Here is a 23,640-nt window from a genome sequence, read left to right on the forward strand (position 1 = left end):
GGCGGCCGGGGCGACAAAAACGGCCCGGCGTACCGGGCCGTCTTGACTGGAGTGCGGCTCTAGCGGATCGGCCAGGGATACATGGCGCCGCCCTTGTTCCACAACGCGTTCGTGCCGCGCTGCAAGCCCAGCTTGCTGTCCTTGCCGACGTTGCGTTCGAACACTTCGCTGTAGTTGCCCACGGCCTTGATGGCGTTGTAGGCCCACTTCTCGTCCAGCCCCATGTTCTTGCCCGCGCCCGGGGTCACGCCCAGGATGCGGGAAATATTGGGATTGTTGCTCTTCAGCATTTCGTCCACGTTCTTCTGCGTGATGCCGTATTCCTCGGCCTCCATTAGCGCGAACAAGGTCCAGCGCACGATCCCGAGCCAGTTTTCGTCGCCCTGGCGCACCATCGGGCCCAGCGGCTCCTTGGAGAAGCGTTCCGGCAGAATTTCGTAGTCGTCCGGCTTGGCGACCTGCGTCGCACGGACCGCGGCCAGTTGCGAAGCGTCATCGGTGAAGGCGTCGCAGCGTCCCGACTCGAAGGCCCGCACGACTTCGGTCACCTTGTCGATCACCACCGGCTTGAACTCGATGTTGTTGGTGCGGAACCAGTCGGCCAGATTGAGCTCGGTGGTGGTGCCGGGCTGCACGCAAACGGTGGCGCCATTGAGTTCCTTGGCGCTTTTCACGCCCAGCTTCTTGTTCACCAGGATGCCCTGGCCATCGTAGAAGCTCGCGGCCACGGCCGCCAGGCCCAGCGAGGTATCGCGAGTCTGCGTCAGCGTAACGGTGCGAAGCAGCACGTCCACTTCGCCGGATTGCAGCGCGGTGAAGCGTTGCTGCGTGGACAGCGGCGTGCCCTTGAATTTGGTCGGATCACCGAACACGGCCGCCGCCACCGCGCGGCAGATGTCCACGTCCATGCCTTCCCATTCGCCCTTGCTGTTGGTCGCCGAAAAGCCGGATACGCCGTCGGTCAGGCCGCACTGCACGTATCCCTTTTTCTTTACGGCATCGAGGGTGGGCCCCGCCACCGCCGCCTGGGATGCGCAAGCCAGGGCAATGGCGCTGGCTGCAAACAAGATGGACCGCTTCATGATCACTTCTCCTGAGATGGATGCCCGCGCCGGCTTGTAAGCCGGCTGCGTTTGAAACCGAGCCCTGCCTTACTGGGCCGGCCGCCAGATTAAGCGATGTCCACGGCGTGAACAACGCGGCGGCGCCTAGTGGAAACCCGGAGCGGGGCGCGGCTTTCCAGTCCATGCCGGCGTTGTCCGGTGAACGAACTTTATCCTCTCGCCCGCCGCCGATGAGGGCTTGCCTTGCGTGCCATACTTTTTTCGCGTTCCGGGCCCGCTGCTGCCGGAGCCGCGATCTCTCAAAAATACGGCCGGGCGTGGATACCGGCCGACTCATGGAGGAGACCCACCCATGACCCGTGCAAGCCTCTTGCAGTCCCGCCGCGATATCTTCAAGACCCTGCTGGCCGCCGCGCTGGCGGCGGCAGGACTGGCCAGCGGTACCGGCCATGCCGCTGATGCCTGGCCCAGCAAACCGATCAAGATCATCGTGCCTTATACGCCCGGCGGGTCGACCGACATCGTCACCCGCATCGTGATGGACAAGCTGGGCGCGCGCCTGAAGCAGACCATCATCATCGAGAACCGGCCCGGCGCGAACAGCAGCGTGGGCTCGGCCGTGGCGGCAAAAGCGGAGCCAGACGGCTACACCTTCCTGTCCATCCTGCCGGCCTACATCATCAATTTCCATCTGTACAAGCTGGGCTATCGCCCGGCCGACCTGACGCCCGTGGTGCAGATGGCGGACCTGCCGCTGTTCCTGTTCGTCGCCGAAGACATCCCGGTGAAAACGGTTGCCGAACTGGTCGACTATGCGCGCAAGAATCCAGACAAACTCACCTATGCGTCCAGCGGCAACGGATCCAGCGCGCACCTGACTGGCGCCGACTTCGCGCTGCAAAGCAAGATCACGATGACCCACGTCGCCTACAAGGGCAGCGCGCCCATCCTGGCTGATCTGCTGGGCGGGCGGGTCTCCATGGTCTTCGATCCGATCCTGGTTCCCATGCAATACGTGAAACAGAACCGGCTGAAGGCACTGGCGTTCACGGGCAAGCAACGCTGGCCGACCGAGCCCTCCATTCCGACCATGGAAGAAGCCGGCCTGCCCGGTTTTGTCACCGGCTCCTGGGCTGGCCTGATGGCGCCCGCAGGCACGCCCGCGCCGATCATAGAACGCATGGCGCGCGAGATCAGCGAGATCGTCAAGGAGCCCGACGTCAAGCAGAAATTCCTGGACGCGGGATTCCTGCCGGCCAGCGGCACCACCGCGCAATTCGCCGCGCTGATGAAGACCGACTCGGCGCGCTACGCCGAGATCATCAAGCAGGCGCGCATCAGCGTGGACTGAACGCGGAGCCCAACCATGATCGACAAGTTCTACGACACGCCCGAGTCTGCCGTCGCGGACATCCACGACGGCGCCACCGTGCTGATCAGCGGCTTCGGCGGCGCCGGCATGCCCACGGAACTGATCCACGCGCTGATCGCGCAAGGCGCAAGTGATCTCACCGTGGTCAGCAACAACGCCGGCAATCACGAAACCGGCCTGGCCGCGCTGGTCAAGGCCGGCCGGGTGCGCAAGGTCATCTGCTCGTTTCCCAAGGCCTCGCACTCCTGGGTCTTCGACGAGCTCTACCGCCAAGGCCGCATCGAACTGGAATGCGTGCCGCAAGGCACCATCGCCGAACGCCTGCGGGCAGCCGGCGCCGGCCTGGGCGGGTTCTACACCCCCACGGCCTACGGCACCGAACTCGCGCGCGGCAAGGAAACCCGCATGATCGGTGGCCGCGGCCATGTCTTCGAGGAGCCCCTGCACGGCGACTTCGCGCTGGTCAAGGCGGACCTGGCCGACCGCTGGGGCAACCTCACCTATAACAAGAGCGCGCGCAACTTCGGCCCCGTCATGTGCATGGCGGCCAAGACCGCCATCGTGCAAGTGCGCGCCAAGGTGGCGCTGGGCGAGCTATCCCCCGAATCCGTCGTGACGCCGGGCATATTCGTCCAGCGCGTCACCCAGGTGGCCAACGCGGCGTTCTCGAGCTAGCAGCCCCCGAACCCAGAAGGAGTCCACATGTTCCAACCCCTGACCCGCGAGGCCATGGCGCGCCGCCTGGCCCAGGACATTCCCGACGGCAGCTATGTCAACCTGGGCATCGGCATGCCCGTGCTGGTGGCCGCCCATCTGCCCGCCGGGCGCGAGATCATCTTGCACAGCGAAAACGGCATCCTGGGCATGGGGCCGCCCCCCGCCGAAGCCGATATCAACCTGGACCTGATCAATGCAGGCAAGCAGCCCGTTACCCTGCTGGCAGGCGGCGCGTACTTTCATCACGCGGATTCATTCGCGATGATGCGCGGCGGACACCTGGACATCTGCGTCATGGGCGGCATGCAGGTCGCCGCCAATGGCGACCTGGCCAACTGGTCGCTGGCCAAGCCGGGAGAAGCGCCGGCAGTGGGCGGCGCAATGGACCTGGCAGTCGGCGCGCGCAGCGTCTACATCATGATGGAGCACACCTCCAAGAGCGGCGAACCCAAGATCGTCGAACGCTGCACCTATCCGCTGACCGGCGCCGGCGTGGTGGATCGCATCTACACGGACCTGGCCGTCATCGAGGTAACGCCGGACGGGCTGCTGGTTCGGGATATGATCGACGGCATGACCCTGACAGCCCTCCAGGCGCGCACCGGCGCGCCATTGCGCGCAGCCTGATGCGGCCCAATCTTCCTCCGCCCGGCTACGCCGCGCCGCTTGCGGCGGAAGATCATCCCGACCATCTGCGCGGCGATCCGGACTACATGCTGACACTTGCGCGCGGCCTGCACGTGATCCGCGCCTTCGGCACGCGCCGCCATCCCCAGACCGCGGCCGAACTGAGCCGCCGCGCGGGCCTGCCCCGGGCCGTGGTGCAGCGCTGCCTGCACACGCTGATCCTGCTGGGCATTGCCGAGCAGCACGGCAGGCTCTATGTGCTGACCCCGCGCATCCTCGGCCTGGGCTACGCCTACTTCTCCTCCACGCCCTTCGTATCGCTGGCACAGCCGGTGCTGGAGGAGCTGAGCGCAACGGTCAACGAGACCTGCGCCCTGGCCATCATGGAAGGCCACGAGATGCTCTATCTGGCGCGCTCGGAAGTCCACCGTCTGCTGGCCACGTCGATGGGGCTGGGAAGCAGGCTGCCCGTCTATTGCACGTCCATCGGCCGGGTGCTGCTCGCGCAGTTGCCGGAGCCGGCGCTGGCACGCTATTTCGCGGCGACAGAGCTGCAGCCGTACACGGAATTCACCGTCATCGCCGAGGACAAGCTGCGCGCCGAATTGGCGCGCATCCGCGAACAGGACTACGCGGTCGTCGACCAGGAGCTGGAATTGAATGTGCGTGCCATCTCGGTGCCCGTGCGTTCGGCCAGCGGCAAGGCCTGCGGCGCGGTCAATGTCAGCGTCAAAGCGGCGCGGGTGCCGCTGAACCGCCTGACGGAAGACTTCCTGCCGCCCTTGCGGCAGGCCGTGGAAAGAATCGGAGAGTTCCTGGTGGCCTGAGGCCACGGACGGGGCAAGCCCGCGCGCCGCCTCTGGACTTACAGGTCCGTCGTGTCCAGCGTGAAGGCCGCGGCGGCGCGGCCGATGCGATCATTGACGGCGTGCCAGTCGTCGGTGGCGGGTGGCGCCTGCACGATGATGCGCGCATAACCTTGCTTGTCCAGATCGCGCAGCAAGCCATAAAGCGCCTGGGCGTAGCGCGCCGGATCGGCGGGCACGGGCTGCCATTGCACGCGGGCGTCCAGCGCAGCCGGCCGGTCGCCGTAGGCAACCACCACGACCTTGCCTTCGGGCAAGCCCAGTCCTTGCGCCACGTCGCGCAGGCGCGCGTCATTCGCCAGTTCCAGCGCCGTGCGCGGCGCGTAGTGCGCCTTCAATGTGCCCGAGGCCCGCGGTGCGGTTGCGTCGGGGGCAAAAACCTGCACACCCAGCACGGCTTCGATCTGCGCGGCACTGATGTGGCCGGGACGCAGCAGCACCGGGCCCGCGCCGCGGTCCAGGCGCGACAGGTCGAGTATGGTGGATTCGATGCCGACTTCCGACGCGCCGCCTTCCAGCACCGGCATGCCGGCTGCGACTTCCTCGGGGAATTCGCTGCGCACGTGTTCGGCGCGCGTTGGCGATACCTGGCCGAACTTGTTGGCCGACGGCGCGGCGACGCCGCCCTGCCCGTTGGGCTTGCCTGCGGCAAACGCTGCCAGCAGTGCCTGCGCCACGGGATGCGATGGGCAGCGGATGCCGATGCTATCCTGGCCGCCGCTGACCGTGTCGGCGATATGCGCCGCGCGCTTGAGGATCAGCGTCAGCGGACCTGGCCAGAACGCGTCGATCAGCAGACGCGCCTCTTGCGGCACTTCCGCCGCCCAGTACGACAGGTCGCCTTGCGGCGCGATGTGCACGATGACGGGGTGATTGGACGGCCGGCCCTTGGCCGCATAGATCTTGGCGACCGCTTGCGGATTCTCCGCGTCCGCGCCCAGGCCGTAGACGGTCTCGGTGGGAAACGCGGCCAACTCGCCGTCCAGCATGCGCTGCGCGGCGTGGGCGATCTCCGCGGCGCTGGCGGAAGCTGACGGGGACAAGGAGGTCATGGAATCGCGGCGCCCTACTCCGGAGCCTGCATGCCCAGCGCCGCGGCCACGCGGGCAGCGTCGTCGCGAGCCTGTTGCAGGGTGGGCGCCACGATGGTGATGTGGCCCATCTTGCGGCCGCGGCGCGCTTCGCGCTTGCCGTACAAGTGCAGCTTGGCCGTGGGCACGGCCAGCGCCGCGGCCCAATCGGGCTCGCGCTGGGTCGTGGCGGTGGCCGACGGATACCAGATGTCGCCCAGGATGTTCAACATGACCGCGGGCGCCAGCAGGTCGGAACCGCCCAGCGGCAAGCCGGCCATGGCGCGCGCCTGCTGCTCGAACTGGCTGGAGAGGCAGGCGTCCATGGTGTAGTGGCCGCTATTGTGCGGACGCGGCGCGATCTCGTTAACGATAAGGCTGCCGTCCTTGAGCACGAAGAACTCCACGCACAGCACGCCGTGATAGCCCAGGCCTTGCGCGATGGCTTGGGCGGCCTGCGTGGCGCGCGCCTGCCGTTCGGCATGGGCCGCGTCCTGCTGCACGGGCGCGGCGGTAGATACTGCCAGGATGCCGTCGCGATGCACGTTGCGCGCCACCGGGAACACGACGCTCGCGCCATCGAAGCCGCGTGCCAGGACCACGGAGATTTCGTAGTCCAGCGGCATCAGCGCTTCCAGCACGCAGGCCACGCCGCCGAACTCGGCGAAGGCGGCCAGCGCCTCCTCGCGCGTGCTGATGCGGGCCTGGCCCTTGCCGTCATAGCCCAGGCGGGCGACTTTCAGGATGCCGGGGAACAAGCCCTGCGGCGCGGCGCGCAAATCGGCCTCGCTGCGGATGGCCGCATGCGGCGCCACGGGGATGCCCTGCGCGGCGATAAAGGTCTTTTCGGCAATGCGGTCCTGCACGATGGCCACGGCATCACCGGCCGGGCTGACGCGGCAGCGCGTGGCCAGCGTGCGCAGGCTGTCAGCGGGCACGTTCTCGAATTCGGTGGTGACGGCCTGACAGGTATGGGCCAGGCGCTCGAGGCCGGCCTCGTCGTCATAGGCCGCCTGGATGTGCAGGTCGGCCACCATGCCCGCCGGACATTCGGCGGCCGGATCCAGCACCGCGACCTTGTAACCCAGGCTCTGGGCCGCGTGGCAGAACATGCGGCCCAGTTGGCCGCCGCCCAGCAGACCCAGCCAGCCGCCGGGAGCAATCATGAAAGGAGTCGATTGAGTCATTCTGATCAGGCCTCGGGCGGAACCTTCATGTCGCGCGCGGCTTGCGTCTGGCGGGCGCGGAACGCCACCAGCTTCTTATGCAAGCCGGCGTCCGTGCCAGCCAGGGTGGCGATCACGTGCAGCGCCGCATTGGCGGCCCCGGCTTCGCCAATCGCGAAAGTGGCCACCGGCACGCCCTTGGGCATCTGCACGATGGACAGCAGCGAGTCCTCGCCGCGCAGGTATTTGGAGGGCACCGGCACGCCGAACACCGGCACTTCGGTCAGGGCGGCCATCATGCCCGGCAGGTGCGCCGCGCCGCCGGCGCCAGCGATGATGCCGCGCAGGCCGCGGGCATGCGCCGCGGCGCCATAGTCAGCCATGTCCTGCGGCATGCGGTGCGCGGAAATCACGCGCGCCTCGTAGGGAACGCCAAATTCCTCCAGCATGGTAACCGCGTGCTTCATGACCTCCCAATCGCTGGAAGAACCCATAATCACGCCCACCACGGGGGTGGCCTCTGCCGCTGCGGAAGTCTTGGCTGTCATAACCGGTGTCAAAGAGTTGAGACCGCGGCACAACGCCGCGGAGAGTCAAAGGACCGCGGACGGATGCCGCGAAACCCGGTATTTTACCCGGCGCGGGAACACGCCTAGGTAGCGGCGGCGGAATCCAGCCACTGATAGCTGGTGGGATTGTCCGGGCAAGGCCCGAAACCGCACTCCAGCGTGGTGCTGCCTACATTAGCCAGCGCCATCAGGAAAAACAGGGCCATGACCAGCACACCCAGCAGCGAGACGGGTTTGCGCAGCATGTTGTCACCCCATTTGCGGTCGACGGCCAGCATTGCCGTGCAGAACACGATGATCGCGCTGAAGGCGATGAACCCCCAGGTGTAGAAGTGCAGGCCCAGCATCGGTGAACCGTAGCCCGGGTCTCCGGGCGCGATGTGCAGCAGCACCTGGCGGCCGGAGGCCAGCATGCCGCCCAGCGCGGCCGCGATACTCATCGCGTAGTGCATGGGCGAAGGGCCCAGGCGCATGTTCAGCAGAAAACCCACGCCTGCCAGCAAGAGCGCCACGCGCTGCAGCAGGCACAGCGGGCAAGGCAGCTCGTCGTAGGCGATCTGCCAGAAAAAAGCCATGGCCAGGGCGCCGGTGATACCCAGCAGCGCCAGGCCGTTCAGGATGCGCGAGCCGCGCGCGGGATTGCGGGAGAAGATCATCGCCCCGCCCTCAGAACGACAATGCGAGCGGGCTGTTCATGTGGTACTGGCACCAGGCGGCAAACAGCGCCAGCGTCAGCAGCCAGAAGGTCACGCAGGGACGGCGCCTGCCTAGCATTCCGAACCACACTGCGACCAGGCCAGTCAGGAAAGGCAACATCATTACCATGCTGGGAGCTCCTTTCTGGGGAACGTCCCCATGCAAGCAGCCGGGAATTATAACGTCACAATTCGCAATAAATCCTATCGAAAGCCCTGACAACTCTTGTAGGGCACGTGGCTTCAGGGCGAAAAACCCTTTCCAATTGAAGCGCCCCCCAGGAAGCGGGACATAAATCCAATTTCCTGGGGTGGTGCGGTACGGCAAGGCTTCGAGCTTGCGGATGTCAGGGTTCTTCAGCCCGCCGAGGCTGCCCTGCGCCATTCCGATGCTCGCCCCGGTGGGGCTGCGCTTCGTATGGCTCCGGGGTCCTCGGCTGACAGTCGCGCAATGCGCTGGTTTTGGACCGCATTCACGGGCAGATGCCGTGAGCCGGCGGCCGGGCGGAGGGATCCGAAGCGCAGCCCCGTTGGGGCGAGCATCGGAATCCCGCAGTTCGGACGCCGGCGACTCAAGAACCCTGCCTCACAAGATGCAAGTGCGGGGCGGCAAGGCGTGGAGCTTGCGGATGTCAGGGTGCTGTAGCCGCCGAGGCTGCCCTGCGCCATTCCGATGCTCGCCCCGGTGGGGCTGCGCTTCGTATGGCTCCGGGGTCCTCGGCTGGCGGTCGCGCAATGCGCTGGTTTTGGACCGCGTTCACGGGCAGATGCCGTGAGCCGGTGGCCGGGCGGAGGGATCCGAAGCGCAGCCCCGTTGGGGCGAGCATCGGAATCCCGCAGTCCGGACGCCGGCGACTCAAGAACCCTGCCTCACAAGATGCAAGTGCGCAGCGGCAGGGCTTCGAGCTTGCGGATGTCAGGGTTCTTCAGCCCGCCGAGGCTGCCCTGCGCCATTCCGATGCTCGCCCCGGTGGGGCTGCGCTTCGTATGGCTCCGGGGTCCTCGGCTGGCAGTTGCGCAATGCGCTGGTTTTGGACCGCGTTCATGGGCAGATGCCGTGAGGCGGGGGCCGGGCGGAGGGATCCGAAGCGCAGCCCCATTGGGGCGAGCATCGGAATCCCGCAGTCCGGATGCCGGCGGCTCAGGAACCCCAGCCTTGCAAAACGGAAGTGCGCAGCGGCAGGGCTTCGAGCTTGCGGATGTCAGGGTTCTTCAGCCCGCCGAGGCTGCCCTGCGCCATTCCGATGCTCGCCCCGGTGGGGCTGCGCTTCGTATGGCTCCGGGGTCCCCGGCTGGCGGTCCCGCAATACGCTGATTTTGGACCGCGCTCATGGGCAGATGCCGTGAGCCGGTGGCCGGGCGGAGGGATCCGAAGCGCAGCCCCATTGGGGCGAGCATCGGAATCCCGCAGTTCGGACGCCGGCGGCTCAAGAACCCCGCGTCACAAAACCGATCCGGATTTTCCTCCTCCGGCCCTCCCTAGGAGCGGGTTTTCCTTGGCCGGCAGCGGTCAGGCGACCAGGCGGTCCAGGGCTTCGCGATATTTGGCGGCGGTCTTTTCCAGCACGTCCTGGGGCAGGCGCGGCGCGGGCGGGGTCTTGTCCCACGTCTGGGTTTCCAGCCAGTCGCGCACGAACTGCTTGTCGAACGAGGGGGGGCTGATGCCCACGCGATAGCCGTCGGCCGGCCAGAAACGCGAGGAGTCCGGCGTCAGCACTTCATCCATCAGGTACAGCGTGCCATCGTCGTCCAGGCCGAATTCGAACTTGGTATCGGCAATGATGATGCCCTTGGTGGCAGCGAACTTGGCGGCTTCGGCGTACAGCTTGAGGGTCACGTCGCGGATGCGTTCGGCCATTTCCTGACCGACTTCCTTGACCACGTGGGCAAAGTCCACGTTTTCGTCGTGCATGCCGAATTCAGCCTTGGCGGCGGGCGTGAAAATGGGTTCGGGCAATTGGCTGGCTTGCTGCAGGCCGGCGGGCAGCTTGATGCCGCAGACGGCGCCCGTGGCCTGATAGTCCTTCCAGCCGGAACCGATCAGGTAGCCGCGGGCCACCGCTTCCACCAGGATGGGCTTGAGGCGCTTGACCACCACGGCACGGCCGCGCACCTGGTCCACTTCGTCCGGCGCCACCACGTCTTCGGGTTTGATGCCCGTGGAGTGGTTCGGCAGGATGTGGGCCAGCTTCTGCAGCCAGAACTCGGTCAGTTCGGTCAGCACCTGCCCCTTGCCGGGGATGGGGTCGTCAAGAATCACGTCGAACGCGGAGATACGATCCGACGCGACGATCAGCAACTTGTCGTCGCCCACCGCGTACATGTCGCGCACCTTACCGCGGCCCAGCAGCGGCAAGGACTTGATGCTGGATTGATGCAAAGCAGAAGTCACGGGAATGGCCTATGGCAATAATGAAGATTCCCGCCTCGGGCAAGCGCCAGGGCGGGAAGTAGAACGGAATCCGGAAACGCGGACAAGGCTGGCGCGGCGCGCGCGGGCCCTGCAAAGCGCATAGGTTACTGCAAATAGGCCAGTTTTGCCGGACCGCTCGACGCCGCCCGGCGGCCGGGTTAGGCTCTGATCTCCAACACGATGCGCGCCGGCCGCCTTTGGCGTCACGACGCCGCCCCACACCCGGAGACAGAGTCGTATGCAGGATGCTTCACTCAAACGCAGCGCCCACGCCGACGCGCAAGTGCATTTCACTGGCGGTTGCCAGTGTGGCGCCGTCCGATACGCCATTACGGACGAACCCATCATGGCAGCCACCTGTCATTGCCGCGACTGCCAGTATTCCAGTGGCGGCGCCCCCGCCCACGCCCTGATTTTCACGACCGGCTCCATCACACTGTTGCGCGGCAGCGCCAAGGAGCATCGCTACCGGGGCGAATCCGGCCATACCGTCATGCGCAGCTTCTGTGCGGACTGCGGCACCCCGCTATTTGGCAATTCGGCAGGCATGGGCTACGAAATCGTGCGGGCCGGTTCGCTGGACGACCCCGAGGCATTCCGCGCCCGAGCCAGCCTCTGGACCGAATCGGCGCCGTCCTGGCACCACGTGGACCGGACGGTGCCGCACTTCCCACGCAACTCGCCCGCCCCCTGAGGCACGGCACAGACAAAAAAAGAGCGGTCCGCATGGTTTGCGGACCGCTCTTTCATTGCATGGAGGCGCCGGATGCCGATGGCGTCCGGCGCGCCGTGCACGTGCTTACTGGACCACCTGGGCCAGCTTGCCCGACGCGTATTGCGCGGCGATTTCGGTCAAAGGCAACGGCTTGATCTTGCTGGCGTTGCCGGCGGTGCCGAATTCGGTGTAGCGAGCCACACAGATGGCCTTGGCGGCGGCGCGGGCCGGCTTCAGGTATTCACGCGGGTCGAACTTTTCCGGGTTTTCGGCGAAGAAGCGGCGGATCGCGCCGGTCATGGCCAAACGGATATCGGTGTCGATATTGATCTTGCGCACGCCGTACTTGATGGCTTCCTGGATTTCCTCGACGGGCACGCCGTAGGTTTCCTTCATGTTGCCGCCGAATTCGCGGATTTCGGCCAGCAGTTCCTGCGGCACGCTGGAGCTGCCGTGCATCACCAGGTGGGTGTTGGGCAGGCGGGCGTGGATTTCCTTGATACGGGAGATCGACAGGATGTCGCCGGTGGGCTTGCGCGTGAACTTGTAGGCGCCATGGCTGGTGCCGATGGCGATGGCCAGGGCGTCCAGCTGGGTCTTGCGCACGAAGTCGGCGGCCTGTTCCGGATCGGTCAGCAGCTGGTCCATGGTCAGCTTGCCGTCGGCGCCGTGGCCGTCTTCCTTGTCGCCCTGCATGGTTTCGAGCGAACCGAGGCAGCCCAGTTCGCCTTCGACCGTCACGCCCAGCTTATGGGCGGTGTCCACGACCTTCTTGGTCACTTCCACGTTGTAGTCGTAGTCGGCGATGGTCTTGCCGTCTTCCTTCAGCGAGCCGTCCATCATGACGCTGGAAAAGCCCAGGTCGATGGCGCCTTGGCAGACCTTCGGCGACTGGCCGTGGTCCTGGTGCATGACCACGGGGATGTGCGGATAGGATTCCACGGCGGCCTGGATCAGGTACTTCAGAAAGCCTTCGCCCGCATATTTGCGCGCGCCGGCGGAAGCCTGCATGATCACCGGGCTGTCGGTCTCCGCAGCGGCTTCCATGATGGCCTGGACCTGCTCCAGGTTGTTGACGTTGAAAGCGGGAATGCCGTAGCCGTGCTCGGCGGCGTGGTCGAGCAACTGGCGCATGGAGACTAGGGCCATGAGTGGTCCTCCTTAGGTACTGTCTATTGAAAGATGGTTGAAGTCTTGCTGAATGGGGAGATTTTACGGGGGATTCGACGAAAGGTCTTGCAACCGCCCGTATCCGGTCCATTCAGATGAGCACGAAAGGCTCAGCCCCCCCCTTCCCGATCCCCCAAAGGACCGATGGCGTCCCGGAGCCGACACGGCGCCGGGACGATGCCGGCTACGGCCTGCCGGCGTGCGGAACGTCCACCCGCGTCATCAGGATCCGGGCCTCGTGCTTGGCCCGACGGTTGGCTTCGATGAAATCCGGCGCGGCGGCCATGAACAGGGTCCGGCCGTCGGGTCCGCCCAGGGCGGCGGCGAAGATGCCGAATTCCCCCGTGTCGATCTGTTCCAGGATCTTGCCGCCGCGCGCGACGCGCACGATGCGTTTGCCGATGGCGTCCGCCACCCACAGGGCGCCCTCCGCATCCAGCGCGCCGCCATCGGGTCCGATGGCGGAGGCGGCAATCAGGACGCCCAGGTCGTCGCTGGCGGGCAGCGGGCCGAAGTCAGCCCAGTCGCGGCGCGGCCCCAGCCCGCCGTCCGCCAGGATGTCGAATTCGGAAATACGGTTGCCGAAGGTTTCGTTGACGATCATGGTCTTGCCGTCCGGCGTGATGAACGAACCGTTCGGAAAACACAGCCCGTCGGCCACCGTGCGCATCGAGCCGTCGGGGTCGACGCGCACGATGCCGGTATTGCGGACCGGCTCGCCGGCCATCAGGTCGAAACCGAAATTGCCGACGTAGGCCCTGCCCTGCGCGTCCACGACCATGTCGTTGACCGGGCCGCCCGTGAGCGCCGACAGGTCGGCGTGCACCGCCAGCGTGCCGTCGGCCTCGCGGCGCAGGAGCTTGCGGTCCTTCATGGAAGCGATGAGGAGGCGGCCGTCCGGTAGCCACCCCAGGCCCGACGGCTGCTGCGGCACTTTGCAAACCTGCTCGACCTTGCCTTCCAGGTTCACGGCAATGACCTGTTCGGTGTAGAAGTCCGACGCCCACAGACGGTTCTCGTGCCAGCGCAGCCCCTCCAGATAGGTATATCCGGACGCCAGCACGGACAATTCGCGTTTCGGCATTGCCTAGTCTCCTTGTGCGGCCCCGCGCGGGGGCCCGTTGTTCGCTGTTGTTCGCGTTGCCCGCCGCCCGCTGCCGCGCGCGTCGGGATCAGTCCATTCTGGCACGCTGGCGGCCGATAGTGCAGCAGTTCCAAATTGATACAAATCTGCTATCGCCGCCCGCCCCGGGGAAGCTTCCTATCCGTCCCCCACCTGACAACTGCGTGTCAGCTGCGCGGCGTTAACATCGCGCCCCGAGGGTAAACCCGCATCTTTCGCGCACACCCTGGCATTCCGTCTCCGGATCTCCAGCCCGCCCATTGCCGGGCGCCGCCCGCCCGCGGGCCGGGCAAAGCGATCCCTGTTTTCCGTTTTGATCATGAACACTAAGAAGCTGACGCGTTATATCGGCATCGCCATGGTGCTGGGCATCCTGGTGGGCTACTTCTGCCACAAGTACGCGCAGAACGAGAAGGAGGCGGCCCAGATCGCCTCGTACTTCAGTCTCATCACCGACATCTTCCTGCGCATGATCAAGATGATCATCGCGCCCCTGGTCTTCGCCACGCTCGTGACCGGCCTGGCCAGCATGAGCGACGCCAGCGCCGTGGGCCGCATCGGGATGCGCGCCATGATCTGGTTCATCGCGGCCTCGGCCTTGTCGCTGTTGCTGGGCTTGGCGCTGGTGAATATTTTCCAGCCTGGCGCGCACATGAACCTTGCGCTGCCGGACGCTGGCATGAGTTCAGGCCTGAAGACGGGCGACTTCACGCTCAAGGCGTTCATTACGCACGTGTTCCCGCGCAGCATCGCCGAAGCCATGGCCAACAACGAGATCCTGCAGATCCTCGTGTTCTCGCTGTTCTTCGGCGCCGCCCTGTCGTTCATCCGCGGCAAGGGCCACAACACCATCTATAACCTGATCGATGAACTGGCCAAGATCATGTTCCGCGTGACGGACTACGTGATGCGCTTCGCGCCCCTGGGCGTGTTTGCGGCCATGGCCGCGGCCATCACCACGGAAGGCTTGGGCGTGCTGGTCAGCTACGGCAAGCTGATCGGCGAGTTCTACCTGGGCCTGGCGCTTCTGTGGGCCATTCTGTTCGCGGTGGGCTACCTTTTCCTGGGCAAGTCCGCGTTCCGTCTCGGGGGCCTGATCAAGGAACCCACACTGCTCGCGTTCTCCACGGCCAGCAGCGAATCCGCCTATCCCAAGACCATCGAAGCACTGACCCGGTTCGGCGTGCCCAAGCGCATCTCAGGCTTCGTCCTGCCGCTGGGCTATTCGTTCAATCTGGACGGATCGATGATGTATCAGTCCTTCGCGGTGCTGTTCATTGCGCAGGCTTACAACCTTCAGATGAGCTTTGCCCAGCAGCTGACGCTGCTGCTGGTGCTGATGGTGACCAGCAAAGGCATGGCCGGCGTGGCGCGCGCCTCGCTCGTGGTGGTCGCAGCGACGCTGCCGATGTTCAACCTGCCGGAAGGCGGCCTGCTGCTGATCATGGGCATCGACCAATTCTTCGATATGGGCCGCACGGCAACCAATGTGGTCGGCAATAGCCTGGCTACCGCCGTCATCTCCAAACTGGAAGGCAATCGCGAAGTCCCGGCCGAAACCGCGGACGCCTCTGACGAGGCCCCCGCGGAACAGGCCGCGAGCCAGCACGCCTGAAGCAACAGGCCATGAAAAACGGGCCGCATGGCCCGTTTTTTTATGGCTTGCGCCTGCTTGACCGGCGGCATGGCCGAGAGCAACATATAAGCCCTTCGCGACCTATCCCGGCGCGGCGCGCATGGGCGCCACGCTCAGTTCTCATGCCATGAAACGCCCGAGCCTGCGCTGCTGCGCCCTGGTGGCTGCGGCCCTGATGTCCGCCACGCCCGCCTCATACGCCTGGACCCGCATTTCCTGCGAGCTGGGCGGCACCGTGACCAACCTGCCGGTAGTGATGCGCCAGTACCGCACCGACGGCACGGAACTGACGCAATTGATGTTCAGGCTCAGGGTCAGGAACGCGGACATCCCCGAGGGCGCCCGCGCCGATACGGACTGCACTGAATTCGTCGGCCGCGAGATCGACGTCGTGCTTGAGGACATAGCCGCCAACGCGGTCCGCAAGGGCAAGTCCCTGAAGATGCTTTACCGCTATGACGATTCGCTGGGCCAAAGCCAGGCGACGAAGTTCGAGCTGGACCGAAACCAACGGCCCTAGCGGCTCTTGGCGGGTCCTAATCGTTGACGGAGCACGAGACGGGCGCGCCGTCCTCGAATTCCACGTCGTAGGTGTGCACCGGATCCCAGGGCAGCGTGAACCACAGTTCGTAACCGTCGCCGTCTTCATCGAACAGCCACAGGGCGCGCAGCACCGCGTGTTGCGCCATGGCTTCCGGGGTTTCTTCCTGCAGCAGCTGGTTGTCGTCCAGGCCGAGCTTCTTGTAGTGCTCGTAGGAGTAGTTTTCCAACAGGAACTCGGCCGCAGCCAGGATCTGGTCGTCGAGGTCGTCGATGATGGCCTTGACCACCTTGGAGGCGCTGCTGTCGGGTTCTTCGCCGTCGGTCTGGACCATCACGTGGATCGGCGGGCGTCCCTTGCCGGCGGCGACGTTTTCCGCGGCCCACAGATCGGGTTCCTCGGGATCTTGGGTGAAATTGAATCGTGCCATCGCGCGCTCCGGAAAAAGGGCCGGCGCGCCGCGGAAATCGTGGTCACGCCTTTCCCGCCATTTAACCAGATGCGCGGCGTCCCGGCTGCGCATATCGGCGATGTTTTTGCGACGGAACGCGTCTGCTGCGCCGCCCGGCCTCAGACGCGCTCCAGGGGCAGGTGCGGCAAGTCCGGCAGCACCACGCGGATCTCATCGCCCGCGCTCACCCGCCCTCCTTCGATCACGATGCCCATGATGCCGGCGCGGCGCATCAGGCTGCCGTCAGGATGCCGGCCCAGCACGGCGGCGGTCAGCCCTTTCTGGTAGTTGTCGAGCTGTGAGCAGGGATTGCGCAGGCCGGTAATCTCGACGATCGCTTGCGCCCCGAAACAGAGGCGCGCGCCGCGCGGCAGGCCCAACAGGTCGATGCCTCGGGTGGTGATGTTTTCGCCCATGGTGCCTTCCGCCACATTGAAGCCGGCCAGTTGCAGCTCGTCGTGCAGCTCGCCGTGGATCAGGTGGACCTGCCGCAGATTGGGCTGGGTGGGATCCGCCCGGACGCGGGAGCGGTGTTTCACGGTGACGCCCATGTGGGCGTCGCCTTCCACCCCCAGCCCCTTCAACAGCATGATGGCGGACACGACCGGCTTGCTGAACCCGTGCATCGGGCTGCAGGCCACGGCTGTCACGATGGGATGCATCATTTCTCTCCAGTATCCGGTTCAGGCCATCATGGCCTGCGCCTCGGGCGCCCGCTGCTCGTTCGCGTGCGCGTGCGCTTGCGCTTGCGGATAGTGCGCCGAGAATACCAGCCGTCCCGCCGACCAGGTGTGGCTGATCAGGGGCTGCGCCCCTACCTGCGCCACCGCCACCAAGTCCGCGCGCAGCCCCGGCGCGATCCGCCCGCGGTCGGAAAGGCCGCAAGCCTGCGCGGGATTCAGCGTGACCAGCGCAACCGCCTGCGGCAGCGTCAGGTCCGTCTGCGCAGCCACCGTGAACGCGGCCGCAATCAGTGCAGAGGGCTGGTAGTCCGAGCACAGGCAGCTGGCCACGCCGGCCCGGATGGCGTCGATGGCGCGCATGGAGCCGCTCTGGCTCTGGCCTCGCAGCACATTGGGCGCGCCCAGGATGGTGGGCAGGCCGCAAGACACCGCGGCGCGCGCGGTATCCAGCGTGATCGGGAATTCGCTCATGGCCACGCCCAGGTTGCGCATGGTGGCGATGCGATGGATCGAATCGTCATCATGGCTGGCGGTGGGAATGCCCCGCCCCTGCGCATGCGTCAGCAGCGCCTCCACCCGCGCCACCGCGCCATCCTTGGCGCGCGTCTTGGCCTGGGCAGCTTCTTCGGCCTGTTCTCGGCTCATCGCGTGGTTGCCCATCATGTATTGCAGATAGGACTCCAGCGTCTTGAACTGGCCCTGCCCGGGCGAATGATCCATGACCGACAGCAGGTCCACCGCGCCCTCGTCCATCAGCGCGCGCAGCACGTCCACCGAGGTGGCGTCGGTGACTTCATACCGGCAGTGGACGCGATTGTCGACCAGGCTGTGCTGACGAAAGGCCCGCAGGGTGCGCACCACTTCCGCCGCCGTCTGGTTATTGCGCACGCCCCATTCGCTGTTCGCGAACGACAGCGCGTGATAAGGCGTGGTGATGCCGGCCGCGGCGTTGCGGCGATCCACCTGGGCCACCGCGAAATCCAGTGGAAACAGCACGCGCGAACGCGGCTCGGCTTCCTTTTCGATGGCGTCGCAATGCAGGTCGATCAAACCCGGCAGCAGGGTCTGGCCGCCAAGATCGATCTCGCGGTCCGCGCGCGCACCGGCCGGCTCGATGGCGACGATGCGGCCGTCGTCGATCAGCACGGCGCTGTCCTCGAGGACGCGGTCTTGCAGGACCACGCGGGCATGGGTGAGATAGGTGCTCTGCATCATTGCTCCAGATCGGCCAGGGCGGGTTGGGCGGGACGCAATGCCAGGATCTGCGTAGCGACGGCATCGCGCACTTCGGCATCGTGGAAGATGCCCAGCAGGCAACGGCCCTCGGCCATGGCCTCGCGGATCAGCGCGATCACCACCTGGCGATTGTCCGCATCCAGAGAGGCAGTGGGTTCGTCCAGCAGCAGGATGGGATGGCGGGCGATGAAGCCGCGCGCGATGTTCACGCGCTGCTGCTCGCCGCCTGAAAAGGTGGCGGGAGCCAGGCCCCACAGGCGCGGGGGGACGTTCAAACGTTGCAGCAGCTCGGCGGCGCGCGCCCGAGCCTCCTCGGCGTCCACGCCCGCCGCGCGCAAGGGTTCGGCCACCACGTCCAGCGCGGACACGCGCGGAATCACGCGCAGGAACTGGCTGACGTAGCCGATCACCTCGCGGCGCAGCGCCAGGATGCGCTGTTCGGGCGCGCCCGCCAGCTCCACCCACTCATCGTTCCAACGCACCCGGATGCTGCCCTCGGTCGCCAGATAGTTGCCGTACAGGCAGCGCAGCAATGTGCTCTTGCCGGTGCCCGACGGGCCCGCCAGCACCAGGCAGTCGCCAGCGGACGCGTCGAAGTCCACCGATTCCAGCACGGGCAGGCGCATGCCGCCCTGGTTGTGCAGGGTGAACATCTTTCCGAGGCCCCGCACCTCGATCATGGGAGTCTTTTGGCGCATGGTCAGCTCTGCAAAATGGAAGACACCAGCAACTGGGTGTAGGGATGCTGCGGGTCGTCGAGGATCTGGTCGGTCAAGCCGCTTTCCACCACCTCGCCACCGCGCATGACCAGGGTCCTGTGCGCCAGCAGGCGCGCCACGGCCAGGTCGTGGGTGACGACGATGGCGGCCAGGCCCAAGTCCGCCACCAACTGGCGCAGCAAGTCCAGCAGGCGCGCCTGCACCGACACGTCAAGCGAGGCCGTGGGCTCATCCATGAACACCAGGCGGGGATGCGTCACCAGGTTGCGGGCGATCTGCAAGCGCTGCTGCATGCCGCCCGAAAATGCGGTGGGCCTGTCGTCCAGCCGGCCCGCGTCGATCTCCATCTTCTGCAGCCAGTTGCCGGCGGCCTGGCGCAGGTCGCCGTAGTGCCGGTCGCCCACGGCCATCAGGCGTTCCGCGATATTGGCGCCCGCGCTGACCTGCATCCGCAGGCCGTCCCTGGCGTTCTGCCGCACAAAGCCCCAGTCGGTGCGCGACAGCAATCGCAGGCGCGCGCCCGGCAGCGCGGCGAGGTCGGTAAAGCCCTGGTCACGCGTGTCGTACCAGACGCTGCCCGCGTCGGGCCGTGTCTGGTACGACACGGCCGACAGCAGCGTGCTCTTGCCAGAGCCGGATTCGCCGACCACGCACAGCACTTCACCGGGATACAGATCGAAGTTGACGTCGCGGCAGCCGTGCACGCCGTCCCAGGTGCGCGTCATGTTGCGCACGGAAAGCAAAGGTTGGGCGTTCATGCCGTGGCCTCGTCGGTGAATGGATTTACGCCCTGCCCCAGCTGGCGCGCATTGCAATATTCAGTGTCCGAGCAGACGAAGCGGCGCGTGCCCGCGTCGTCCAGGATGATCTCATCCAGATAGCTCTCCCGCGATCCGCACAGGTCGCAGCATTCGCTCCAGGTCTCCACCCGGAACGGGTGATCCTCGAAGTCCAGGCTTTTCACCTCGGTGTAGGGCGGCACGGCGTAGACCCGCTTCTCGCGGCCCGCGCCAAACAGCATCAGGGCGGGACTGCCGTCCAGCTTGGGATTGTCGAACTTGGGGATGGGCGAAGGCCGCATCATGTAGCGGCCGTTCACGATGACCGGATAGTCGTAGGTGGTGGCGATATGGCCGTGCTGGGCGATATCTTCGTACAGCTTGACGTGCATGCCGCCGTATTCGGCCAGCGCATGCATGGTGCGCGTTTCGGTTTCACTTGGCTCCAGCCAGCGCAGCGGTTCGGGAATGGGCACCTGGAACACCATGATCTGCCCCTCCGCCAGCGGCGTCTCCGGAATGCGGTGGCGCGTCTGGACGATGGTGGCCGCCGGGGTGGATTCCGTCGTCGCCACGCCCGTGACGCGGCCGAAGAAGCGGCGGATGTTGATTGCGTTGGTCGTGTCGTCCGATCCCTGGTCTATCACTTTGAGCACGTCGCCGGAACCGATGATGGACGCCGTGACCTGGATGCCCCCGGTTCCCCAGCCATAGGGCAAAGGCATTTCGCGGCTGCCGAAAGGCACCTGATAGCCGGGGATGGCAACCGCCTTGAGCAGAGCGCGGCGCAGCATGCGCTTGGTGGATTCGTCCAGATAGGCGAAGTTGTAATGGTCGTCGCGTGCGACCGTTGCATGTTGCGTAGTCATGAGGAAACGGCCTCGTCCATCAGATCGTTGCGCGCGGCCTCGGGCGCGGCGCGTTCGGCGCGCATGCGCCGCAATAGTTCCAGATTGGCCTGGAAGTCCACGTAGTGCGGCAGCTTCAAGTGCTGCACAAAGCCGGAGGCTTCGACGTTGTCGCTGTGGTAGAGCACGAACTCGTGGTCATTGGCCGGGGAATCCGCGCGCTCGCCCAGGTCGCGCGCCTTGAGCGCGCGGTCCACAAGCGCCATCGACATGGACTTGCGCTCGCCATAGCCGAAAGTCAGTCCGTAACCCCGGGTGAACTTCGGGCCTTCCGCGGCGGAGCCGGCAAATTGGCTGACCATCTGGCATTCGGTGACTTCGATTTCGCCTACAGTGACGGCGAATCCAAGTTCCTCGATGTGCATATCCACTTCCAGCGAGCCGTAGCGGATCTCGGCGGCGAACGGGTGGGTGTTGCCGTAGCCACGTTGGGTCGAGTAGCCCATGGACAGCAGGAAACCTTCGTCTGCGCGCGCCAGGTTCTGCAAGCGGGCCGCGCGCGATGCCGGAAAGTCCAGTGGCTGCCGGGTCAGGTCGAACGGTTCTGGATCGCCCTCGGGCACGGGCTCCGCATCGATCAGGTCGTCATGCGCCAGCAGATCGGTGACGCGCGGCATCGCACTGTCCAGGACCTCGTCGCCCGCAGGCAAGGCATCGGCCTCGCGCTGCGCTTCCAGCGAAAAGTCCAGCAGCCGCTGGGTGTAGTCATAAGTCGGCCCAAGGACCTGGCCGCCAGGCACGTCCTTGAACGTGGACGAAATGCGCCGCTGCAAACGCATGCGGCCGGTATCGACAGGCTGCGTGTAGCCGAAGCGCGACAAGGTCGTGCGGTAGGCGCGCAGCAGGAACACCGCTTCGATCACATCGCCCGCAGCCTGTTTGATCGCCAGCGCCGCAAGCTGCGGATCGTAGAGCGAGCCCTCCGCCATGACCCGCGATACCGCCAGCGGCATCTGTTCACGGATCTGGTCCAGGCTCAGCTCGGGCACTTCACGATCGCCGCGCCGGTAGTCGTCCAGCATGCGGTAGGAATTGAGGATGGCGCGTTCGCCCCCTTTGACGGCTACGTACATGTCAGTTCTCCCTGCGCGTGCTGCGCGGCAACGCGCAAATCCGCCGTTCCTGCGTCAGGAACACATCGACGCCCAGCGGAAACCGTTGATGATTGATGCGCCATTCGCGCCAGAAGCCTTCGGGCAGACCTGACGCGGCGAGGGTCTGCTGGCCCTTGATGCCTGGGCCGCTGAGAATCGCGGGCTCGCCTGTCGATAGCGATTCGACCTCGATCAGCAAGGTGGTCGACAAATCGGGATAGGCAGGATCGCCCTGGTGGCAGGCCGACAGCGCGGGCGCTTTGCCGCCAGCGGGCACCGCCGCAAAGCGCGCCAGCGATGGCGAGGGCACGATGGGGCAACCACAGTGAAAGCGCAGGAACGCGATCGCATCCGCGCTGACGGTCTCCGGCAGCCAAAGCGGCGTGTCCACGTCCACCAGCGTCAGCAGCATTGCTGTCATGGCGGGAGAGAGGCCCGCGGGAACGCCCGGCGCGGCCACGATGTCATGGATGCGTCCCGGATGCGCCATCGCATTGAGCGCGGCGCGGAACGTGGCCTGCGCATCGCCGACAGGATCCGCGAAACCCGCAAGCAGAGCCCGGCCCGAGGCCGCGGCGGCAGTTATCTGTTGCTGCATATCAGTCCTCGCCTCGTACCATCGTGAAGAATTCCACCTTGGTCTGCGCGGCCACGCGGGCCTGGCGCTCGATCCGTTCGGCATGCTGGCGCGCCAACGGCTGGATCAACTGCGCCTGTACCGTGTCGTGCCATTCCGGCAATTGCAGGAGCGCGTCGGCCACGGCGGCCTGTTCGGCGTGGCGCTGCGAGCGGCCCTGTACGTACGCCACGCCGACCACGCCCTCGCCCATCGTCACCGCGCAACGTGTCACGGTCATTTCGCCCAGGTTGAAGCGGGCGCCGGTGCCGCCGCTGCGGGCGCGCACCATGGCCATGCCGGTCTGCGCGGGGCGCAGAGTCTGGTGCTCGGGTTTGCCCGCCAGCGCGCTAAAAGCGCCGTCCAGCGCGGCCGGGTCGGCCAGCGCCAGCACGCGCATCCAGGCGGCGCGCCGGGCGTTCGCCGCATCCTGCCCTGTCTTCGGGTGATCCATTTTTTCCTCTAAACGTCTAGACGACCGGATGGAGTATGATCGCTCCGAAATGGAAGTTCAACAGCCTGGCGTGAATTTTTGATGACAGTTGCAGCGTGCGCGCAGCGCCTTTCCGGCGGCCGCGGCATGGTGCACAATCACAGCCATTCTTCATGAAGCTGATGTGACAGCACGAGCACAACCTATGGTCGAAAGAGGTTCCGGCATCGCCGTCTGGCGGCAAATCGGCGAAGCGCTTGCGGACGACATCCGCAACAAGCTCTATGCGGCAGGCGAGCAATTGCCGTCCGAGCCCGAGCTGGCCGCCAAGTTTTCCGTCAACCGCCACACAATCCGCCGCGCGATGGGCGAACTCGAACAGGGCGGACTGGTCCGCATCGAGCAAGGACGCGGCACCTTCGTCCAGGAACATGCGATCGACTACGCCATCGGCAAACGCACGCGCTTTTCCGAAAACCTGCGCAGCCAAGGCATGTTGGGCCACCAGGAAGTCCTGGGCAGCCAGAGCCTGCGGGCGGGCGACATCGCCAAGCACCTGGGCCTGGGCCGCACCGCGCCGCTGCTGCGCGTGCAGATCGTCGGCAAGGCGGAGAACCGCCCGATCAGCGCGTCGGAACATTTCTTCGACGAAAAGCGGTTTCCCGATTTCGCGGAACGGCTGGCATCCCTGCGCTCGATCTCCAAGGTCTATGCCCACTATGGCATCGGCGACTACACACGGAAGTGGTCGCGCATCACCGCCGCCCTGCCCACGCCTGAAATCGCCCGCCTGCTGGGCCAACCCAAGACCCGCCCCATTCTGCAAGTGGAGGCATTGAACGTGGACCAGGAAGGCGCGCCGCTGCAATACAGCGTCGCCCGCTTCGTGGGCGACATGGTGCAGTTGATGGTGACGGACGACAGCTGACCGCATACCTCCGCCTGCGCGCGCAATAGCGCGCAGGCGGTAGACGATT

The 23,640-nt window shown here is 65.9% G+C and carries 26 protein-coding genes; 8 read left to right on the plus strand and 18 right to left on the minus strand.

The features are described from left to right. Positions 1-59: 59 nt before the first annotated feature. Positions 60-1,082, minus strand: coding sequence for an amino acid ABC transporter substrate-binding protein (locus tag CEY08_RS22775; RefSeq protein WP_063643251.1), 1,023 nt, complete (start codon positions 1,080-1,082; stop codon positions 60-62). 334 nt (positions 1,083-1,416) lie between these two features. Here CEY08_RS22775 and CEY08_RS22780 point away from each other — a divergent pair, with 334 nt between their 5' ends. Genes CEY08_RS22780 through CEY08_RS22795 form a run of 4 tightly spaced genes read left to right on the plus strand, consistent with a single transcriptional unit; the run spans position 1,417 to position 4,607 of the window. Next, the gene (locus CEY08_RS22780; RefSeq protein ID WP_042794749.1) at positions 1,417-2,415 is read left to right on the plus strand and encodes a Bug family tripartite tricarboxylate transporter substrate binding protein; all 999 of its coding nucleotides are present in this window, start codon (positions 1,417-1,419) and stop codon (positions 2,413-2,415) included. 15 nt (positions 2,416-2,430) lie between these two features. Then, complete coding sequence (locus CEY08_RS22785; protein WP_063643258.1) at positions 2,431-3,111, plus strand: 3-oxoacid CoA-transferase subunit A; 681 nt, start codon at positions 2,431-2,433, stop codon at positions 3,109-3,111. Positions 3,112-3,138: 27 nt separating this feature from the next. Beyond that, on the plus strand, positions 3,139-3,780 hold the full coding sequence (locus CEY08_RS22790; protein WP_042794751.1) for a 3-oxoacid CoA-transferase subunit B: 642 nt from the start codon (positions 3,139-3,141) through the stop codon (positions 3,778-3,780). Further along, on the plus strand, positions 3,780-4,607 hold the full coding sequence (locus CEY08_RS22795) for an IclR family transcriptional regulator domain-containing protein (RefSeq protein WP_042794752.1): 828 nt from the start codon (positions 3,780-3,782) through the stop codon (positions 4,605-4,607). The genes CEY08_RS22790 and CEY08_RS22795 overlap by 1 nt, the downstream gene beginning before the upstream one ends. Positions 4,608-4,645: 38 nt before the next feature. Here CEY08_RS22795 and CEY08_RS22800 read toward each other — a convergent pair whose 3' ends face one another. The 6 genes from CEY08_RS22800 to CEY08_RS22820 form a co-directional block, all read right to left on the minus strand. Next, on the minus strand, positions 4,646-5,698 hold the full coding sequence (locus tag CEY08_RS22800) for an L-threonylcarbamoyladenylate synthase (RefSeq protein ID WP_042794753.1): 1,053 nt from the start codon (positions 5,696-5,698) through the stop codon (positions 4,646-4,648). Positions 5,699-5,712: 14 nt separating this feature from the next. Then, positions 5,713-6,903, minus strand: a complete 1,191-nt coding sequence (locus tag CEY08_RS22805; RefSeq protein ID WP_042794754.1) for a 5-(carboxyamino)imidazole ribonucleotide synthase — start codon at positions 6,901-6,903, stop codon at positions 5,713-5,715. Between the two features lie 5 nt (positions 6,904-6,908). Next, the gene (purE, locus tag CEY08_RS22810) at positions 6,909-7,430 is read right to left on the minus strand and encodes a 5-(carboxyamino)imidazole ribonucleotide mutase (protein WP_042794756.1); all 522 of its coding nucleotides are present in this window, start codon (positions 7,428-7,430) and stop codon (positions 6,909-6,911) included. Between the two features lie 104 nt (positions 7,431-7,534). Next, entirely contained in the window at positions 7,535-8,107 is a 573-nt protein-coding gene (locus tag CEY08_RS22815; protein WP_042794757.1) for a disulfide bond formation protein B, read from the minus strand. Positions 8,108-8,117: 10 nt separating this feature from the next. Further along, a complete protein-coding gene (locus CEY08_RS30020; protein ID WP_042794758.1) occupies positions 8,118-8,276 on the minus strand; it encodes a DUF5993 family protein in 159 nt (52 codons plus the stop codon). A gap of 1,380 nt (positions 8,277-9,656) precedes the next feature. After that, positions 9,657-10,538, minus strand: coding sequence for a phosphoribosylaminoimidazolesuccinocarboxamide synthase (locus CEY08_RS22820; RefSeq protein WP_049075485.1), 882 nt, complete (start codon positions 10,536-10,538; stop codon positions 9,657-9,659). A gap of 259 nt (positions 10,539-10,797) precedes the next feature. Here CEY08_RS22820 and CEY08_RS22825 point away from each other — a divergent pair, with 259 nt between their 5' ends. Beyond that, on the plus strand, positions 10,798-11,253 hold the full coding sequence (locus tag CEY08_RS22825) for a GFA family protein (protein WP_042794760.1): 456 nt from the start codon (positions 10,798-10,800) through the stop codon (positions 11,251-11,253). Positions 11,254-11,358: 105 nt separating this feature from the next. Here the strand turns inward: CEY08_RS22825 and fba are convergent, their stop codons facing one another. Together fba and CEY08_RS22835 are read right to left on the minus strand one after the other, a co-directional pair. Next, positions 11,359-12,423, minus strand: a complete 1,065-nt coding sequence (gene fba / locus CEY08_RS22830; RefSeq protein ID WP_042794761.1) for a class II fructose-bisphosphate aldolase — start codon at positions 12,421-12,423, stop codon at positions 11,359-11,361. 205 nt (positions 12,424-12,628) lie between these two features. After that, the gene (locus tag CEY08_RS22835) at positions 12,629-13,528 is read right to left on the minus strand and encodes an SMP-30/gluconolactonase/LRE family protein (RefSeq protein WP_076815070.1); all 900 of its coding nucleotides are present in this window, start codon (positions 13,526-13,528) and stop codon (positions 12,629-12,631) included. Positions 13,529-13,886: 358 nt separating this feature from the next. Between CEY08_RS22835 and CEY08_RS22840 the strand changes: the two genes are divergently transcribed. Then, on the plus strand, positions 13,887-15,182 hold the full coding sequence (locus CEY08_RS22840; RefSeq protein ID WP_088607809.1) for a dicarboxylate/amino acid:cation symporter: 1,296 nt from the start codon (positions 13,887-13,889) through the stop codon (positions 15,180-15,182). Between the two features lie 148 nt (positions 15,183-15,330). Next, on the plus strand, positions 15,331-15,723 hold the full coding sequence (locus CEY08_RS22845) for a hypothetical protein (RefSeq protein WP_232033805.1): 393 nt from the start codon (positions 15,331-15,333) through the stop codon (positions 15,721-15,723). A 16-nt stretch (positions 15,724-15,739) separates the two neighbouring features. Here CEY08_RS22845 and CEY08_RS22850 read toward each other — a convergent pair whose 3' ends face one another. From CEY08_RS22850 to phnG, 9 genes are all read right to left on the minus strand, one after another. After that, complete coding sequence (locus CEY08_RS22850) at positions 15,740-16,174, minus strand: hypothetical protein (RefSeq protein WP_042797275.1); 435 nt, start codon at positions 16,172-16,174, stop codon at positions 15,740-15,742. Between the two features lie 140 nt (positions 16,175-16,314). Continuing rightward, positions 16,315-16,857: an MOSC domain-containing protein gene (locus CEY08_RS22855; protein ID WP_042797276.1), complete on the minus strand. Its 543-nt coding sequence runs from the start codon at positions 16,855-16,857 to the stop codon at positions 16,315-16,317. A gap of 21 nt (positions 16,858-16,878) precedes the next feature. Continuing rightward, positions 16,879-18,090 carry an alpha-D-ribose 1-methylphosphonate 5-triphosphate diphosphatase gene (locus tag CEY08_RS22860; protein ID WP_076815073.1) on the minus strand — a complete coding sequence of 404 codons (1,212 nt, stop codon included), beginning with the start codon at positions 18,088-18,090 and terminating at the stop codon, positions 16,879-16,881. Beyond that, on the minus strand, positions 18,090-18,812 hold the full coding sequence (gene phnL / locus CEY08_RS22865; RefSeq protein ID WP_076815075.1) for a phosphonate C-P lyase system protein PhnL: 723 nt from the start codon (positions 18,810-18,812) through the stop codon (positions 18,090-18,092). Before phnL ends, CEY08_RS22860 begins: the two co-directional genes overlap by 1 nt. Positions 18,813-18,814: 2 nt before the next feature. After that, positions 18,815-19,591: a phosphonate C-P lyase system protein PhnK gene (phnK, locus tag CEY08_RS22870; protein ID WP_042794765.1), complete on the minus strand. Its 777-nt coding sequence runs from the start codon at positions 19,589-19,591 to the stop codon at positions 18,815-18,817. Continuing rightward, entirely contained in the window at positions 19,588-20,481 is an 894-nt protein-coding gene (locus CEY08_RS22875) for an alpha-D-ribose 1-methylphosphonate 5-phosphate C-P-lyase PhnJ (RefSeq protein WP_076815077.1), read from the minus strand. Before CEY08_RS22875 ends, phnK begins: the two co-directional genes overlap by 4 nt. Beyond that, on the minus strand, positions 20,478-21,593 hold the full coding sequence (locus CEY08_RS22880) for a carbon-phosphorus lyase complex subunit (RefSeq protein WP_076815079.1): 1,116 nt from the start codon (positions 21,591-21,593) through the stop codon (positions 20,478-20,480). Before CEY08_RS22880 ends, CEY08_RS22875 begins: the two co-directional genes overlap by 4 nt. A 1-nt stretch (position 21,594) precedes the next feature. Further along, positions 21,595-22,212, minus strand: a complete 618-nt coding sequence (phnH, locus tag CEY08_RS22885) for a phosphonate C-P lyase system protein PhnH (protein WP_076815081.1) — start codon at positions 22,210-22,212, stop codon at positions 21,595-21,597. Position 22,213: 1 nt separating this feature from the next. Beyond that, positions 22,214-22,684: a phosphonate C-P lyase system protein PhnG gene (gene phnG, locus CEY08_RS22890; RefSeq protein WP_042794769.1), complete on the minus strand. Its 471-nt coding sequence runs from the start codon at positions 22,682-22,684 to the stop codon at positions 22,214-22,216. A gap of 184 nt (positions 22,685-22,868) precedes the next feature. On the opposite strand from phnG, the gene phnF reads away from it, so the two are divergent. Further along, on the plus strand, positions 22,869-23,591 hold the full coding sequence (phnF, locus tag CEY08_RS22895) for a phosphonate metabolism transcriptional regulator PhnF (RefSeq protein ID WP_042794770.1): 723 nt from the start codon (positions 22,869-22,871) through the stop codon (positions 23,589-23,591). The last annotated feature ends 49 nt before the right edge of the window (positions 23,592-23,640 follow it).

This window comes from Achromobacter insolitus (genome assembly GCF_002209555.1).
Classification (GTDB): domain Bacteria; phylum Pseudomonadota; class Gammaproteobacteria; order Burkholderiales; family Burkholderiaceae_B; genus Achromobacter; species Achromobacter insolitus.

Coding starts and splice junctions, on each gene's coding strand:
- CEY08_RS22775 (WP_063643251.1), bottom strand. CDS start 1,082: ATGAAGCGGTCCATCTTGTTTGCAGCCAGCGCCATTGCCCTGGCTTGC.
- CEY08_RS22780 (WP_042794749.1), top strand. CDS start 1,417: ATGACCCGTGCAAGCCTCTTGCAGTCCCGCCGCGATATCTTCAAGACC.
- CEY08_RS22785 (WP_063643258.1), top strand. CDS start 2,431: ATGATCGACAAGTTCTACGACACGCCCGAGTCTGCCGTCGCGGACATC.
- CEY08_RS22790 (WP_042794751.1), top strand. CDS start 3,139: ATGTTCCAACCCCTGACCCGCGAGGCCATGGCGCGCCGCCTGGCCCAG.
- CEY08_RS22795 (WP_042794752.1), top strand. CDS start 3,780: ATGCGGCCCAATCTTCCTCCGCCCGGCTACGCCGCGCCGCTTGCGGCG.
- CEY08_RS22800 (WP_042794753.1), bottom strand. CDS start 5,698: ATGACCTCCTTGTCCCCGTCAGCTTCCGCCAGCGCCGCGGAGATCGCC.
- CEY08_RS22805 (WP_042794754.1), bottom strand. CDS start 6,903: ATGACTCAATCGACTCCTTTCATGATTGCTCCCGGCGGCTGGCTGGGT.
- purE (WP_042794756.1), bottom strand. CDS start 7,430: ATGACAGCCAAGACTTCCGCAGCGGCAGAGGCCACCCCCGTGGTGGGC.
- CEY08_RS22815 (WP_042794757.1), bottom strand. CDS start 8,107: ATGATCTTCTCCCGCAATCCCGCGCGCGGCTCGCGCATCCTGAACGGC.
- CEY08_RS30020 (WP_042794758.1), bottom strand. CDS start 8,276: ATGGTAATGATGTTGCCTTTCCTGACTGGCCTGGTCGCAGTGTGGTTC.
- CEY08_RS22825 (WP_042794760.1), top strand. CDS start 10,798: ATGCAGGATGCTTCACTCAAACGCAGCGCCCACGCCGACGCGCAAGTG.
- fba (WP_042794761.1), bottom strand. CDS start 12,423: ATGGCCCTAGTCTCCATGCGCCAGTTGCTCGACCACGCCGCCGAGCAC.
- CEY08_RS22835 (WP_076815070.1), bottom strand. CDS start 13,528: ATGCCGAAACGCGAATTGTCCGTGCTGGCGTCCGGATATACCTATCTG.
- CEY08_RS22840 (WP_088607809.1), top strand. CDS start 13,887: ATGAACACTAAGAAGCTGACGCGTTATATCGGCATCGCCATGGTGCTG.
- CEY08_RS22845 (WP_232033805.1), top strand. CDS start 15,331: ATGAAACGCCCGAGCCTGCGCTGCTGCGCCCTGGTGGCTGCGGCCCTG.
- CEY08_RS22850 (WP_042797275.1), bottom strand. CDS start 16,174: ATGGCACGATTCAATTTCACCCAAGATCCCGAGGAACCCGATCTGTGG.
- CEY08_RS22855 (WP_042797276.1), bottom strand. CDS start 16,857: ATGCATCCCATCGTGACAGCCGTGGCCTGCAGCCCGATGCACGGGTTC.
- CEY08_RS22860 (WP_076815073.1), bottom strand. CDS start 18,090: ATGCAGAGCACCTATCTCACCCATGCCCGCGTGGTCCTGCAAGACCGC.
- phnL (WP_076815075.1), bottom strand. CDS start 18,812: ATGCGCCAAAAGACTCCCATGATCGAGGTGCGGGGCCTCGGAAAGATG.
- phnK (WP_042794765.1), bottom strand. CDS start 19,591: ATGAACGCCCAACCTTTGCTTTCCGTGCGCAACATGACGCGCACCTGG.
- CEY08_RS22875 (WP_076815077.1), bottom strand. CDS start 20,481: ATGACTACGCAACATGCAACGGTCGCACGCGACGACCATTACAACTTC.
- CEY08_RS22880 (WP_076815079.1), bottom strand. CDS start 21,593: ATGTACGTAGCCGTCAAAGGGGGCGAACGCGCCATCCTCAATTCCTAC.
- phnH (WP_076815081.1), bottom strand. CDS start 22,212: ATGCAGCAACAGATAACTGCCGCCGCGGCCTCGGGCCGGGCTCTGCTT.
- phnG (WP_042794769.1), bottom strand. CDS start 22,684: ATGGATCACCCGAAGACAGGGCAGGATGCGGCGAACGCCCGGCGCGCC.
- phnF (WP_042794770.1), top strand. CDS start 22,869: ATGGTCGAAAGAGGTTCCGGCATCGCCGTCTGGCGGCAAATCGGCGAA.